Raw genomic sequence first — 14,253 nt, 5'->3', positions numbered from 1 at the left:
TCCGGGTAATGTCCCTGCAATGTCCCCTCCCCCGAACAGGTAGAAGCATGCGCAATGGCACCCTCCTTTACGCCCAGTCCGGCGGCGTCACCGCCGTCATCAACGCCACTGCCGCGGCGGTGATCGAACAGGCCCGCGCCAAGGGAATCAAGGTCCTGGCTGCGCGCAACGGCATCCTAGGCGCCCTGCGCGAGGAGCTGATCGACACCAGCAAGGAGAGTGCTGCGGCCATCCGCGCCCTGGCCCACACCCCCGGCGGCGCGTTCGGCTCGTGCCGGGTCAAGCTGAAATCGCTGGAGGCCGACCGTGCCCGTTACGACCGCCTGCTGGAGGTCCTGCGCGCCCATGACGTGCGCTGGTTCCTCTACAACGGCGGCAACGACTCGGCCGACACCGCACTGAAGGTGTCGCAGCTGGCAAAAAGCTCCGGCTACGACCTGACCTGCATCGGCGTGCCCAAGACCATCGACAACGATCTGGCGGTGACCGACACCTGCCCCGGCTTCGGCTCGGCGGCCAAGTACACGGCCGTGTCCGTGCGCGAAGCGGCGTTGGACGTGGCCGCGATGGCCGAGACCTCCACCCGCGTCTTCATCTACGAGGCGATGGGCCGCCACGCCGGCTGGCTGGCCGCGGCCGCCGGCCTGGCCGGCACCGGCGAGGACGACGCCCCGCACATCATCCTGCTGCCCGAGCGCGCCTATGACGAGGCCGCGTTCCTGGCCAAGGTCAAGGCCGTGGTCGCGCGCGTGGGCTACTGCGTGGTGGTGGCGTCGGAAGGCATCGCCACCGCCGATGGCCGCTTCGTCGCCGACGCCGGCGGCGGCAAGGACTCCTTCGGCCATTCGCAGCTGGGCGGCGTGGCCGCGCATCTGGCCGGGCGGGTCAAGGACCAGTTGGAGCTGAAGGTGCACTGGGCCCTGCCCGACTACCTGCAGCGCTCAGCCCGCCACCTGGCCAGCAAAACCGACTGGGAACAGGCCCAGGCGGTCGGCAAGGCCGCGGTGCAGCTGGCGCTGAAGGGCCAGAACGGGGTGATGCCGGTGATCGTGCGCAGCAGCGATGCACCGTATCGCTGGAAGATCGAAGCCGCACCGCTGTCGAAGATTGCCAACCACGAGAAGAAGATGCCGGCCAGCTTCATCCGTCGCGATGGATTCGGCATCACGGCCAAGGCGCGCGCCTACCTGCAGCCGTTGATCAAGGGCGAAGCACCGTTGCCCTACGGTAGCGATGGCCTGCCCAAGTACGTGACGCTGAAGAACGTGGCGGTGAAGCAGAAGCTGCCTGCGTTCGAAGGCTGACCCCCTCCGTCCCCTTTTTGCGAGGAATGCCATGGCGTTGCGTGTTGTTCGACTTGGCTCAGCGCGCGCGCCCGGTGAAGGCCTGCGCATCGGCACCGTGCGGCGCCCGCCGCGCGGTGTGCCGCGCAGCGAATTTGCCCGGCAGGACTGGTACGACGTGTGGTTCCCGACGCTGTCCCCCAGCGCGGAGCTGGTGAAACAGGCGCATGAGGCGAAGAGCGCCGCCGACTGGACGGCGTTCTTCCGTCACTACAACGCCGAAATGAAGGCGCCCGATGCAGCGCATGCGCTGGACCTGCTCGCAGCGCTGTCGCAGCACAGCGATATCGCGGTGGGCTGCTATTGCGAGGACGAGGCGCATTGCCACCGGTCGGCGCTGCGCGATCTTCTGGTGGCGCGTGGGGCGAGGCTTGCGGAGTGATCGCGGGGTTGCCGGCCAGCGGCCGGCACTACCCAGGTCTTACACCCAGTAGATCCACGCCATGCGTGGATGCTCGGCCTCAATTGCAGGCTTTGCCCAGGTCTCCCTCCCAGTAGATCCACGCCATGCGTGGATGCCTGGCCTCAATTGCAGGCTTTGCCCAGGTCTCCCATCCAGTAGATCCACGCCATGCGTGGATGCTTGGCCTCAATTGCAGGCTTTGCCCAGGTCTCCCTCCCAGTAGATCCACGCCATGCGTGGATGCCCGGCCTCAATTGCAGGCTTTGCCTGCCATCTGCAGCTGCGCGGCGAACATCGTCACCTGCGGGATCTTGCCGGCAGCGGCCTGCTTCTTGGCTTCCTCCAGATAGATGCGCGACTGTCCCTGCCCATCCAGCGCCTGGGCGTTGTTCACCGGCAGACGCCACACGCGCACCACCGCCTGCTGCGCCGGGCAGGCGGCATTCGGAACACGGATCACATCATTGAGTTTCCAGCCCTTGTCCGCACTCGGTTGCGCCTTGCTGTAGTCGACAAAGCGGGCACGCGGCTGGCACTGCTCGCTGGTGCGCACCGCCGAGAAACGATAGGGCTCCGCCGCCTGGCCAGTGAACGCGCCTTCCAGGCGGGCACAGGCTTCGGGAATCTGCCGCAGCGTGTGCACCGCGCCGACCGCTTGTGGTGCACCCACCGCTCGCTGCAGTTCCGGTGCTTCCGCCGCGAAGGCAGGCAGGGCCGGGGCCAGAACGGCAAGCATCAACAGGGACAGGCGCATGGGGATTCTCCGACGGGACTGCGCGCAGGCTTGCAGAGGTTGGCTTAACGGGGTGCAAAGGTGGCGATGGGGACGACGGATATCGCGTCGTTGCAGCAACCGCTGCGCTCGACGGGCGCGGCCTGGCGCTACCATCCGGGCGCGGGTGCACGCATACTGCGGACACCAGGGAATGCTGAACACCGCCATACGTCGGACGACCACCAAGGTCGGTACGGGTTGGTTCCAGGCTGCAGCCCGTCGTCCCCCTCGTGGTGCCGTTCATCGCCACTGGATGCTTGTCCATCCATTCTGCGGAGGGGTCTAATGCTGGAACGTCACGGGCTGTCATTGGCGCTGGGCTGCGCCATTCTCGCGATCCTGTACGGAATCGTCTCGGCGCGCTGGATCCTGCGCCAACCCACCGGCAATGAACGCATGGTCGCCATCGCCACGGCCATCCAGGAAGGCGCGCGCGCCTACCTCAACCGCCAGTACCTGACCATCGGCATCGCCGGCGTGGTGCTGTTCGTGCTGGTCGGCATCTTCCTGAGCTGGTACACCGCGGTCGGCTTCGCAGTCGGTGCGGTGCTGTCCGGTGCAGCGGGCTACATCGGCATGAACGTGTCGGTGCGCGCCAACGTACGCACCGCAGAGGCGGCGCGCCACGGCATCAGCGCGGCAATGGACGTGGCCTTCCGCGGCGGTGCGATCACCGGCATGCTGGTGGTCGGCCTGGGCCTGCTCGGCGTGGCCGGCTACTACGCGTTGCTGCTGCGCATGGGCCTGCCGATGGAACAGGCACTGCATGCACTGGTCGGCCTGGCCTTCGGCTCATCGCTGATCTCGATCTTCGCGCGCCTGGGCGGCGGCATCTTCACCAAGGGGGCCGATGTCGGCGCCGATCTGGTCGGCAAGGTCGAAGCAGGCATTCCCGAGGACGACCCGCGCAACCCGGCGGTGATCGCCGACAACGTCGGCGACAACGTGGGCGACTGCGCCGGCATGGCCGCCGACCTGTTTGAAACCTATGCGGTCACCGTAATCGCCACCATGCTGCTGGGCAGCCTGATGCTGGCCGAGGCCGGCGCCAATGCGGTGCTGTATCCGCTGGTGCTGGGCGGTGTTTCGATCATCGCTTCGATCATCGGCGCGCTGTTTGTGAAGGTGAAGCCCGGTGGCTCGATCATGGGCGCGCTGTACAAGGGCGTGATTGTCTCCGGTGTGCTGGCAGCGATCGCGTTCTATCCGATCACCACAGGACTGATGGCGGACAACGTGTACGGGCCGATGGCGCTGTATGGCTGTGCGCTGATCGGCCTGGTATTGACCGGCCTGATCGTGTGGATCACCGAGTACTACACCGGTACTCAGTACAAGCCGGTGCAGCATGTGGCACAGGCCTCGACCACCGGCCATGGCACCAACATCATCGCCGGCCTCGGCATCTCGATGAAGTCCACCGCCCTGCCGGTGATCGCCGTCTGCGCGGCGATCTGGGGCGCGCACGCGCTGGCCGGTTTGTACGGCATCGCCATCGCCGCCACCGCAATGCTGTCGATGGCGGGCATGATCGTCGCACTCGATGCCTACGGGCCGATCACCGACAACGCTGGTGGCATCGCCGAGATGGCAGAGCTGCCTTCGGAGATCCGCGACATCACCGATCCGCTGGATGCGGTGGGCAACACCACCAAGGCGGTCACCAAGGGCTATGCCATCGGTTCGGCAGCACTGGCCGCGCTGGTGTTGTTCGCCGACTACACGCACAACCTGCAGGCGGCCAATCCCGGCCAGGAGTTCCGCTTCGACCTCAGCGACCACACGGTGATCATCGGCCTGCTGATCGGTGGCCTGATTCCGTACCTGTTCGGTGCGATGGCGATGGAAGCGGTCGGTCGCGCGGCCGGCGCGGTCGTGGAGGAAGTGCGGCGGCAGTTCCGCGAGATTCCCGGCATCATGCAGGGCACCGCCAAGCCGCAGTACGACAAGGCGGTGGACATGCTGACCCGCTCGGCGATCCGCGAAATGATCGTACCGTCGCTGCTGCCGGTGGCCGTGCCGGTGGTGGTCGGCCTGCTGCTGGGGCCACGCGCGCTGGGTGGGCTGCTGATCGGCACGATCGTCACCGGGCTGTTCGTGGCCATTTCGATGACCACCGGCGGCGGTGCCTGGGACAACGCCAAGAAGTACATCGAGGATGGCCACTTCGGCGGCAAGGGCAGCGAAGCGCACAAGGCAGCGGTGACCGGCGACACGGTCGGTGACCCGTACAAGGACACCGCCGGCCCGGCGATCAACCCGCTGATCAAGATCATCAACATCGTGGCGCTGCTGCTGGTGCCGTTGCTGTAGATCCACGCCATGCGTGGATGGCGGCTCCGATGGGGTCGCCTCCGATGGGGTCAGAGCCCTTTCCTGTGGAAAGGGATCCGACCCCGCCGAGGATCACCGCCCGCGCAGGAAGAACGCGACGGGCACCATCACCTCCACCGGGTCGCCGGCCACATCGGCCGGCGGCGCCGGCACCGGGCTGGCGCGCTGCACCGTGTCCAGCGTCTCCTGGTCGAGCAGTGCGAAGCCACTGCTGCGCTCGATGCGCGGCGCCGATACACGGCCGTCGCGGGCAACGGCAAAGCGCACATAGGCCACGCCCTGCTGGCGCAACCGTTCGGACTGGCGTGGATAGCGCCGATGCTGTTGCAGGTGTCCCAGCAGCACCCCCTGCCAGGTGGCCTTGGCACTGCTGCGTTCGCCGGCCGTGGTACGCGGTGCGGCGTAGCTCGCTGCGGCCTGGGCAGGAACGTCCGGCGGCGCCAGCGTGCGATCGATGTTGCTGTCCGCCGCTTCCTCTGCCGGTTCCGCAGGTGGCTCGGCCGGGGCCGCCAGTTCGCCTTGGGGCAGCACCGGCGCCTTGATCTGTTCTTGTTGCCTGGGCACGGTCACGCGCCGCTGCTGCTCCTGCTGCAGCGGTCCGGCCGGCAGCGCGCGCGGCGGTACCGGTGGGGCCTGTGCGGCGGGAGCCAGTTCCAGCATCAAGGCGGCAGGAGGTGCCGCTGCCACGACCGGCGGCGTACGCGATGCCCACCACCACGCCGTAGCGATCAGCACCGCATGGGCCAGCAGCACGATTGCCAGGCTGGTTGCCCAGCGCTGCAGCCCGCTCATCGTGCGCCCTGCTCCAACCCGACCAGGGCGACCTTCAGGTAACCGGCACTGCGCAACGCATCCAGCGTCGCCATCAGGTCTCCATAGGAGACCCGCTGATCGGCACGCAGATAGAGGCGCTGCGACGTATCGCCATGCGTTGCCGAGCGCAGCGCAGAGGCGAGGCCATCGCGTGCCACCGGCGCCTCGCCCACCCGCAGCGACAGATCGGCCTGCACGGTCACATACACCGGCGCATTTTCTGCCGGCGCCGCCTGCGCACTGCTGGCAGGAAGCTGCACCGGCACCGACACCGTGGCCAGCGGCGCGGCCACCATGAAGATGATCAGCAGCACCAGCATCACGTCGATGAAGGGCGTGACATTGATCTCGTGAGCTTCTTCCGGGGTGTCATCGCGTGTGGATGCGGTCCTGATCGCCATGGCGTGCCTCAGTTCACTGCACGCAGCGTGCCTGTCGGCGCCCGGCGTGCAGCCCGATCCAGATCACGCGACACCAGCTGCTGCACAGCCGCGGAAAGATCGCCCAGCAGGCCGCGCAGGCCTGCCAGCACCCGAGTGAAGTGGTTGTAGACCAGTACCGCCGGGATCGCCGCGACCAGACCGAGCGCTGTAGCCAGCAGCGCCTCGGCAATACCTGGCGCCACCACGGCAAGGTTGGTGGTATTGCTGTGGGCGATGCCGATGAAGCTGTTCATGATGCCCCACACGGTGCCGAACAGGCCTACGAACGGCGCCACCGCGCCAATGCTGGCAAGCACGCCGATGCCACGACGCTGGTTGCGTGCGGTCTCCAGTTCCAGGCGCTCCAGTCGTGATGCCACCCGCTCCTTGATCCCCTCGCGGTGATCAAGTTCCTGCGACAGATGCAGTTCGGTGCGCGCGGCATCCAGCATGGCTGCGGCGATGTTCTGCTGCAGTGCGGGCTCGCCGCCTGCGACCGGCAGGCTGGGTGCCGACAGCAGCACGCTTCGCGCCAGGCGCAACGCGCGTGCCTGCCGGGCCAGTTCCCAGCCCTTGGCCAGCAGCACGGTCCAGGTGGCCAGCGAGGCCACGGCCAAGGCGATCATCACGCCCTTCACCACCACATCGGCGGCCAGGTACATGCCCCAGGGGGTCAGTGCGGGGGCGGCCATGGGAGCCAGATCAGCAGGCAGCATCGTCGGAGGTTCCATTGGAATCGGTAGAAGTAGTGCGACGGCGGGCAGCGCGCGGATCGGTGGCGTCGTCCACGCCCACCAGCGGCGCTGGATCGAAACGGGGCGCCGGTCGACTCAGGACATAACCGGCACTGACCGCAAAGAACAGTCCCACGCCCAGCAGCAGACGCCAGGACGGGTGTGCGCCCCAGCAGAACATCGCGAATCCCACCGCCATGCCGGCGCTGGCAAACGCCTTGCCTTTGCGCGATACCGCGCCCTGCTCACGCCACAGGCGCAGCGACGGACCGTAGCGCGGATGGGAAAGCAGCCGCTGTTCGAACCTGGGCGAACTGCGTGCGAAGCAGCCCACCGCCAGGATCAGGAAAATGGTGGTCGGCATGACCGGCAGCAGTGCGCCGATCACCCCCAGCGCGACCATCAACCAGCCGAGCACGAACCAGAGCCAGCGCATCAATCGCGCGCCAGCGGGCGGTGCAGGGACATCAGGAGAACTCCACTTCGACATGGCCGTGCACGCTGCGGAACGCGGCATCGGCGGCATCGATCACTTCCTGTTCCTGTGCCGGCGACAGCACCACTGCATCGAGAGCAGCAGTGAATTCGCGCCAATGCCGCGCGGCCCCATCGGGATGTGCCGCCAGGTGACGAGCACCAAAGTTCCGATCCAGGCCGAGTGCAGCGGCCATCTTGTAGAGCACGGTGCCGCCCAGGTTGGAACCTTCGGCAACATACAACCAGCCCAACGCGGCCGGCAGCGGCAGGTCGTCGCGGAGGGCCGCGATGTCCTCGCCCGGCAGCGCCTGCTCCAGGTCCTGCAGGTCGCAGCGCACCTGCTGCAGGCGGCGACGCTCCGCCAGGTCCGGCAGCAATGCGTCCAGCGCAGGGCTTGCGTACAACGCGTCGATGCTGCGGTGGAAGCGGTACTGCACGCGCAGGAAGCGAGCGAAATTGCGGCGGTCGGCGAAGATGTCGCCGGCCATGATGCGCTTGTCGAGGGCGCCATGGCTGTCACGGGTGGCGGCCTTCAGCCGCACGCTGCGGCTGTCTTCGAGGGATGTCTGAACGGTCATCGGGAGTGCCAGGGAAAGCGTCCCCCTGTAGACGATCCTGGCGAGGGTTCCCCCAACCCTGCTTGCGTCGATAATGCAGGTTCCTTTCCATTGCCAGGGCACCACCGATGATCACCACCGAACCGCGCATGACCAACCTGTTCCTGCAGCTGGGCCTGGATGCCAGTGCCGAGGGCATTGCCCGGTTCATCGCCGACCATCAGCTGGCCGCCGGCGTGGAAGTGGCCGATGCCCCGTACTGGAACGAAGCCCAACGCCAGTTCCTGGCCGAATCGCTGCAGGCCGATGCGGCATGGACCACCGTGGTGGACGAACTGAATGAAGCGCTGCACGAAGCGGCGGTGAAGGCCGCGACCGGGCTGTAAGCGCCAGGCGGCAGCGCCGGGCATGGCCCGGCGCCCCCCCCAGTAGATCCACGCCATGCGTGGATGACCGGACCCGATGGGGCCAGGTCCCTTTCCGCGGGAAAGGGATCCGCCCCCTCCACCGGTGCAAGCGTGGAGGGTTGATCAATACCGCCAGGTAAAGGCCAGTCGCGCAGTCCGCCCAGGTGCGGGCATCACGCCCAGCGCCAGCGGATCCAGGTAGTAGCGGTCGGTCACGTTGTCCACGTTCGCTTCCACCGACAGCTGGTCGTTGAAGCTCCAGCTCGCAAACAGATCCACCAGCGTGGTCGGCCGGTACAGCTGCTGGATCGCCGACAGGCCGACGTTCCATTCCTTGTCCAGCTTGCTGATCGGGCCGGCGTTGTGGACCACGCGGGTGCCGAAGGTCAGCCGCTCGTCGAACAGGCGCGAGCCCAGGGTCAGGTTGATCATGTAGCGCGGCGGGTTCTGGGTGTTGCTGTAGGAGCCTTCGAAACCACCATCCACGCAGTCCGGCGTGCCGACCAGTTCCTCGATCCTGCGCTGGACACCGTAGGCGCGGCGTTCGGCCGCGATGTCCGGTGCGCAGGTCTTGGCCTTGAAGTAGTAGTGCGCCGACAGATCGGCAAATACCTTGCCGCTGTCATAGCTGGACTGGAACTCCATGCCCGACACCTTGAAGCGGTCGACGTTGCGGATCAGTCCGGCCGACAAGGTGCGGTAGTCGCGGGTGATCAGGTCATCGATGCGGGTATCGAAGTAGGCCAGCTTCAGCGCCAGGCGGTCACCGGCAGTGAACAGGTCGTGCTGGATCGTGCTCGCGCCCAGTTCCCAGCTGTGCGCACGCTCGGGCTTGAGTTCATCCACCGGCTTGGCCGCGGTGAACAGGCCGAGCGTGGTTTCGAACAGGCTCGGCAGCTTGGTGCCTTCTGCGTACTTCAGGTAGACCATGCTGTCTTCGCTGAAACGGAAGGCCACGCTGGCGGTCGGCGAGAACGCGCTGTCACGACGGCGGATCGGCTGGGACCAGGTCCAGCTCACCGGTACCTTCAGGTCCTCCGCGGCGTCAGCGTCATGGAAGTTCCAGCCACCGATGTCACCGACGGTGCCCTTCTTGTACGGGGAGGCCAGCAGCGACTCCTGGGTGAAGTTGCCGTTGGCGTCCGGATACCAGTTCAACAGGGCAATGCGCTTGGCCCGCCACGACGGCAGCTTGGGATTGCCGTTGAGCAGTTCGGTGTAGCGGTATTGACCCTGCACTTCGTATCCGTCCGGCGTGGCCAGGCGGTTGCGGTCATGCACGTCCACGCGGTTCCAGCGCCCACCCAGCAGCATCTCCCAGTGTTCGTCCGGTGCCCACTTCAGCGATGCCACCGCACTGTATTCCTTGCGCTCGGCATTGCGCAGGAAGCGGTTGTTGACCAGGTCGTCGTGCATGATCGGCCCGGAGCTGCCCGGGGCGATGTCCTCGTCGCTGTAGGACAGGCCGTAATCGAGGGTGAAGCGGCCGGCACTGCCGTCCAACACCGAGGTGTTGCTGGCGTCCAGGCCGAAGCGCTTCTGCCGCAACGGGTTGCGGTAGGCATCCTTGTAGCCGGGATTGCCACTGAAGCTGGGTGCGTCGTACCACTCGGTGCGGCGATCGAAGTACCAGGGGGTGATGCCGGTCAGGCTGTTGTACATCACGCTGTCGGCGTCGGTGTACCACGCGTTGACGCGCAGGTCGATCAGCTCGCTGTCCGGGTTGAACCGGTAGCGCAGGCTGTAGCTGTCCATGTCCACATGGCCCGGGTCCCACTGCGGCACGCGGTCGCGGTCGACGCGGATGATCTGCGACGCCATGATCTCGCCCGCACTACCTTCGTAACGACGATAGCCCGCTTCCAGCGTCTGCGCGTCGTCGATGCGCCAGGTGCCCTTGAGCAGGGTCGACTTCGAGCGCGAGGAAGTGTTGAACACTTCGGTGCGTGGCGGATTCAGCGGCGCCAGCGTGCGACGGGTCTGCGGAAAGTCGTCATAGCCGTGCTTGCCGGAGAAGTAGTTGCCGTTGTCGCGGTATGCATAGGCGGCCACCAGGTCGAAGCGGTCCCAGTGACCGGCAGCGGCCACGTTGAAGAACTGGCTGCCGGTGGCACTACGATCGCTGCGCGGCGCGGCTTCGTAGCCGGGCAGGTTGTTGGCGCTGCCGTTGGCCAGCCCCCCGCGCACGCGCACGCCGACATCACGCCCCTCGCGCAGCACGTCATCGACATTCAGCGTTTCCATTTCGACCACGCCACCGATGCCGCCGGAGGCATTGGCCTGCAGGCTCGGGCCCTTGGTGATGGTCAGGCGCGAGATCAGGTCCGGGTCGAGATAGGTGCGCTGCGACTGGCCGGCATAGCCACGGTAGGTGTCCATGCTGGACTGGCCACCGTCGATGATGACCGGCACCCGGCTCTGGCCCTGGATGCCGCGGATGTTGACGTCGAAGCCGTTGCCCACGCGCGGATCGCCCGCAGTGACACCGGCCACGCCTTTGACGATGTCGCCGTTGGACGTGCCGCGGAAACGCTCCAGCGCGACGCGGCCGATGGTGGTGGTCGACCCCACGCTGCGGTAGCTGTCGAGCAGGCGCGCTTCATCGCTGACCGCACCGCCCTGCACGCGGTCTCCGGCCACGCTGAGGGTATCGGTGACGATCACGCCGCCCGTCTGTCCCGCCGCAGCGACCTCCAGCGTGACCGCATCGGCGCTTACCCGGCGCACGCTCAGGCCGCTGCCGCGCAGCAGGCGGGCGAGGGCCTCGTCGGCTGACAGCGTGCCACTGACCGGTTGCGAGATCACGCCCTTGGCCAGCGTGCTCGGATAGACCACCTGCACACCGGACTGGCGCATGTAGGCGCGCAGTGCATCGTCCAGCGGTTGGTCGGGAATATCAAAGTGCTGTGCCGCTGCCGGAGCAGCGCTGCTGGACTGCGCCATCACGGCGGGGGCGGCGGTTGCCAGGCCGGCGGCCAGCAACGCGATGCACAGACGGGACGGGCGCGGTGCGCGGCCCGGGCGGCGGAATTCGTACATGGGGGAACCTGTCAGAGAAGCGTGGCCGCGGGCGCGGCATCATCCGCGCATGCGCGGACCCAACGACGTACGTGGCGGCGGCGGGTACGTTCGTGGATGAGACGAGTGGGGGCGCGCTTTCCCCAAGACCGATGCGTTGCATCCGCTGCATCCGCGCCTGGCGCGGTACTACCGGTACACGATCGCCACGCCCAGCGGCAGGCGGGTGACCTGCAGGCCGGCGGTGGCCGCCAGTGCATCCAGTGCCTGCTCCGGATGATCGACGCGCAGCGCCGCGCTCACGGCTGGAATCGTGGAAAGATCGCCGCGCACGAAGGTCGGCCCTGCGCGATAGCGGCCGACCGCGTGCACGGCGTCGGCCACACTGGCCTGCTCCAGCAGCAGTTCGCCCTTGCGCCAGGCGCCGACGCCGTCCGCAGCAATGTCAGCCAGGCGCTGCACGCCTCGGTGCTCGCCATAGCTGGCACGTTGCCCCACCTGCAGATAGGTCCAGCCGCCATCGACAGGACTGGCCACACGTACCCGGCCCTGCCCGACTTCGGTCTCCACCCCGGCCGCAACGTGGGCGACCGTGAAAGCTGTGGAGATGTCTTCCACTACACCGTTGCCAGCAGCAACGCTGAATCGCCTCTGCGCATCGGGCGCCACGTCGAACCAGGCGCGGCCACGCAGCAGTTCAACACGACGGCGCTGGTCATCGAAGTGCACGGCGATCGCGCTGTCGGCATCGAGCACGGCGCGGCTGCCATCGGGCAGATGCACATCCTGCACCCGGTGGTCGCTGCGATGATCCGCCTGCAGGCGCAGCCAGGCATCGGGCCAGGCCACCAGCACCGCCAGCGCAGCGGCCGTGGCCATGGCCCAGCGCAGCCGCCGCGGACGGCGCGCTGCCTGCCTAGGTTCGGTGGCGGCCGGGCGCGGGCCCACACTGCGCCACAGCATGCGCTCATGCTCGAACGAACGCCGATTCGCGGGCTCGGCCAGCCACTGCTCGAACGCGTCCATGCGCGCGTCGCTGATATCGCCGGACGCCAGGCACACGATCCAGTCCCTGGCCTGTTCGGCCACGGCATCATCGGCGGTGCTGCGGGGTGTCGGGGGCGGGCTCATCGGCTGGCAGGGGACACGGTCAGAGGTGGGCGGACGGACTAGAGCGCATGGGGGGCCTGCGAATCAAGACGCATGGCGGGTGTGCGCCCCCAAGCCGGATCGTTCATCGGCCACTGCGCGCCCAGGCAAGCCGCTGCAGCGCGGTGCGTACGTGGTTCTCCACCGTGGTCACCGACACACCGAGGCGCCGGGCGATGTCGGCCTGGGTAAGGCCCTGCAGGCGATTGAGATGAAAGATGGTGCGCGTCGGCTCGGGCAGGTGGCCGGCGGCATCAAGCACACGCTGCAGTTCATCCTGCGCCATCACCTGTTCCTCGGTGGAGATCTGCTCGTCCTCCTGCCACAGGTAGTGCTCGGCCAGCAGGCGGTTGCGGCGCGTCGATTCGCGGCCGTGGTCGGTGGCGAGGTTGATGGCCAATCGATAGAGATAGGCGCGCGGATTGTCGATGCCCTGGCTGCTGTCTACCCCACGCGCCTTGAACCAGACCGCCTGGATCACGTCTTCGGCCCCGCTGTCGCCGCCGAGGATGCGCTGCACGCGTCGCAGCAGTGCCGGTCGTTCGCGGATCAGCAGTTCGGTCAGGGTGAGGGCATTGGAGGACATGCGCGGAGCCAAGGGACGGACAGAACGGCGCGCATGCTACTCCGTTAATGCGAATAAATCACGTTTGCATTCGCAATCGTCGACGTCAAAGACAGTCTGTCAGCCCGCCATAGACGCTCGTGGTCGTACCGGGCAAGGGCGCGTGGATCGCCTCATCCCCGGAACCCACCTGCCAGACCTGCAGGAGCTGCTCCAACCGGGTTCCAGATGCCAGCGGCAGCACGCATGCATAGCTGCCAAGGTCGACATCGATCCGTCCTTCCTTACGCACCCAGGTATCGCTGCCGGCGAAGGTCCAGATACAACTGCCGACCACACCTGTCGCTCGCTCCACCGAACAGCGCAGGCGCATGGCCCACAGGTTGTAGTACTGCCCCTCGCAGAACGTGTCGCCGCAGACATCATCGAACCCGCGCACCAGCATCCGTTCGGCGGCCAGGAACCGCTCCCGGCCGGTCGCTGGATCGGGATAGTCACGGGCGTCCACGAACGCCGGCGCGGCCTGCGCAGCGCCAACCACCATCAGACCGCAGAGCAGCCATCGTGCCGGGAAAGTGCGCATCAGGCGTCCCTCCCCTGCGCCCGCAGGCAGTCGGCAAGCCCGTCGAACAGCCCATGATCGAGCCCGGGCAGCGGTGCCATCAGCCCATCCGGCGCCTCCAGCGCGGCAAAGAAGGCTTCAACCGGCACCCCGGGCCGCATCTCCACCGGGCAGGTCCAGCGACCGTTGTCGACCTGCACCTGGCCGGTGTCACCCTGCACCACCAGTTCGCTGGCCGCCAGCACCCACACACATCGCTGCACCGTGCCCCGATGGGCCAGCACCGCACAACGGAACTCCATCACCCGGTAGTTGCTGTAATCGCCTTCGCAGAAGGTATCGGCGCACACACGGTCGAACGCCTGTGCAAGCGCTCCCTCAAGCGCGTAGGCCCTGTCCCACCCGGCCTCCCGGGTCGGGTAGTGGATCAGGTCGACATGCGTCCCGCGCGCGAGCGCGGCCAACGGAGCAAGCAACAGCAGGACGCCGCAGCGCCAACGATTCCAGTTCATGGCAGGTCTCCTCGGTTCAGGGTTCCAGCCTGCCCCGGTCACCCGGCCGGCCCCATCGGGAAACCCCGGCCTGGCCGGTCGTCGGCTACCGCGACGGCCCGTCGGCGCCCCACCCTGCACAGCGACCGGCAAAGGCATAAAATGGAGGGCTATCCGTCTACATCCCCCACCTGGAGCACACC

15 protein-coding genes are annotated in these 14,253 nt (G+C 67.2%); 4 read left to right on the top strand and 11 right to left on the bottom strand.

The features are described from left to right. Positions 1–47: 47 nt before the first annotated feature. Together AC1DCU_RS19395 and AC1DCU_RS19390 are read left to right on the top strand one after the other, a co-directional pair. Complete coding sequence (locus AC1DCU_RS19395) at positions 48–1,304, top strand: 6-phosphofructokinase (protein ID WP_442251833.1); 1,257 nt, start codon at positions 48–50, stop codon at positions 1,302–1,304. Between the two features lie 31 nt (positions 1,305–1,335). Next, positions 1,336–1,725, top strand: coding sequence for a DUF488 domain-containing protein (locus tag AC1DCU_RS19390; RefSeq protein ID WP_312401389.1), 390 nt, complete (start codon positions 1,336–1,338; stop codon positions 1,723–1,725). Between the two features lie 271 nt (positions 1,726–1,996). Here the strand turns inward: AC1DCU_RS19390 and AC1DCU_RS19385 are convergent, their stop codons facing one another. Next, the gene (locus tag AC1DCU_RS19385) at positions 1,997–2,500 is read right to left on the bottom strand and encodes a hypothetical protein (RefSeq protein ID WP_442251832.1); all 504 of its coding nucleotides are present in this window, start codon (positions 2,498–2,500) and stop codon (positions 1,997–1,999) included. 306 nt (positions 2,501–2,806) lie between these two features. Between AC1DCU_RS19385 and AC1DCU_RS19380 the strand changes: the two genes are divergently transcribed. Continuing rightward, positions 2,807–4,834: a sodium-translocating pyrophosphatase gene (locus AC1DCU_RS19380; RefSeq protein WP_442251831.1), complete on the top strand. Its 2,028-nt coding sequence runs from the start codon at positions 2,807–2,809 to the stop codon at positions 4,832–4,834. A gap of 93 nt (positions 4,835–4,927) precedes the next feature. On the opposite strand, the gene AC1DCU_RS19375 is transcribed toward AC1DCU_RS19380, so the two are convergent. Genes AC1DCU_RS19375 through AC1DCU_RS19355 form a run of 5 tightly spaced genes read right to left on the bottom strand, consistent with a single transcriptional unit; the run spans position 4,928 to position 7,879 of the window. Continuing rightward, complete coding sequence (locus AC1DCU_RS19375; protein WP_442251830.1) at positions 4,928–5,647, bottom strand: energy transducer TonB; 720 nt, start codon at positions 5,645–5,647, stop codon at positions 4,928–4,930. Further along, on the bottom strand, positions 5,644–6,069 hold the full coding sequence (gene exbD / locus AC1DCU_RS19370) for a TonB system transport protein ExbD (protein WP_032976747.1): 426 nt from the start codon (positions 6,067–6,069) through the stop codon (positions 5,644–5,646). The genes AC1DCU_RS19375 and exbD overlap by 4 nt, the downstream gene beginning before the upstream one ends. 8 nt (positions 6,070–6,077) lie before the next feature. Further along, positions 6,078–6,806 (bottom strand): tonB-system energizer ExbB, encoded by a 729-nt coding sequence (gene exbB, locus AC1DCU_RS19365; protein WP_032976748.1) that lies wholly within the window; start codon positions 6,804–6,806, stop codon positions 6,078–6,080. Continuing rightward, positions 6,793–7,260, bottom strand: coding sequence for a YbaN family protein (locus tag AC1DCU_RS19360; RefSeq protein ID WP_032976749.1), 468 nt, complete (start codon positions 7,258–7,260; stop codon positions 6,793–6,795). The genes exbB and AC1DCU_RS19360 overlap by 14 nt, the downstream gene beginning before the upstream one ends. A 31-nt stretch (positions 7,261–7,291) precedes the next feature. Next, a complete protein-coding gene (locus AC1DCU_RS19355; protein ID WP_442251829.1) occupies positions 7,292–7,879 on the bottom strand; it encodes a biliverdin-producing heme oxygenase in 588 nt (195 codons plus the stop codon). A 107-nt stretch (positions 7,880–7,986) separates the two neighbouring features. Between AC1DCU_RS19355 and AC1DCU_RS19350 the strand changes: the two genes are divergently transcribed. After that, positions 7,987–8,244 carry a DUF2789 domain-containing protein gene (locus AC1DCU_RS19350; protein WP_032976752.1) on the top strand — a complete coding sequence of 86 codons (258 nt, stop codon included), beginning with the start codon at positions 7,987–7,989 and terminating at the stop codon, positions 8,242–8,244. A gap of 144 nt (positions 8,245–8,388) precedes the next feature. Here AC1DCU_RS19350 and AC1DCU_RS19345 read toward each other — a convergent pair whose 3' ends face one another. The 5 genes from AC1DCU_RS19345 to AC1DCU_RS19325 form a co-directional block, all read right to left on the bottom strand. After that, complete coding sequence (locus AC1DCU_RS19345) at positions 8,389–11,304, bottom strand: TonB-dependent receptor (protein ID WP_032976753.1); 2,916 nt, start codon at positions 11,302–11,304, stop codon at positions 8,389–8,391. 168 nt (positions 11,305–11,472) lie between these two features. Continuing rightward, positions 11,473–12,414, bottom strand: a complete 942-nt coding sequence (locus AC1DCU_RS19340) for a FecR family protein (protein WP_442251828.1) — start codon at positions 12,412–12,414, stop codon at positions 11,473–11,475. A 103-nt stretch (positions 12,415–12,517) separates the two neighbouring features. Beyond that, a complete protein-coding gene (locus AC1DCU_RS19335) occupies positions 12,518–13,018 on the bottom strand; it encodes an RNA polymerase sigma factor (RefSeq protein WP_025874164.1) in 501 nt (166 codons plus the stop codon). Positions 13,019–13,103: 85 nt separating this feature from the next. Beyond that, entirely contained in the window at positions 13,104–13,580 is a 477-nt protein-coding gene (locus AC1DCU_RS19330) for a hypothetical protein (RefSeq protein ID WP_032976755.1), read from the bottom strand. Then, a complete protein-coding gene (locus AC1DCU_RS19325; protein WP_025874162.1) occupies positions 13,580–14,071 on the bottom strand; it encodes a hypothetical protein in 492 nt (163 codons plus the stop codon). Before AC1DCU_RS19325 ends, AC1DCU_RS19330 begins: the two co-directional genes overlap by 1 nt. Positions 14,072–14,253: the final 182 nt, after the last annotated feature.

The organism is Stenotrophomonas sp. 10L48, from assembly GCF_056395105.1.
Note: the sequence above shows the minus strand (reverse complement) of the source record. Positions and strands in the feature narration are given on the sequence as shown.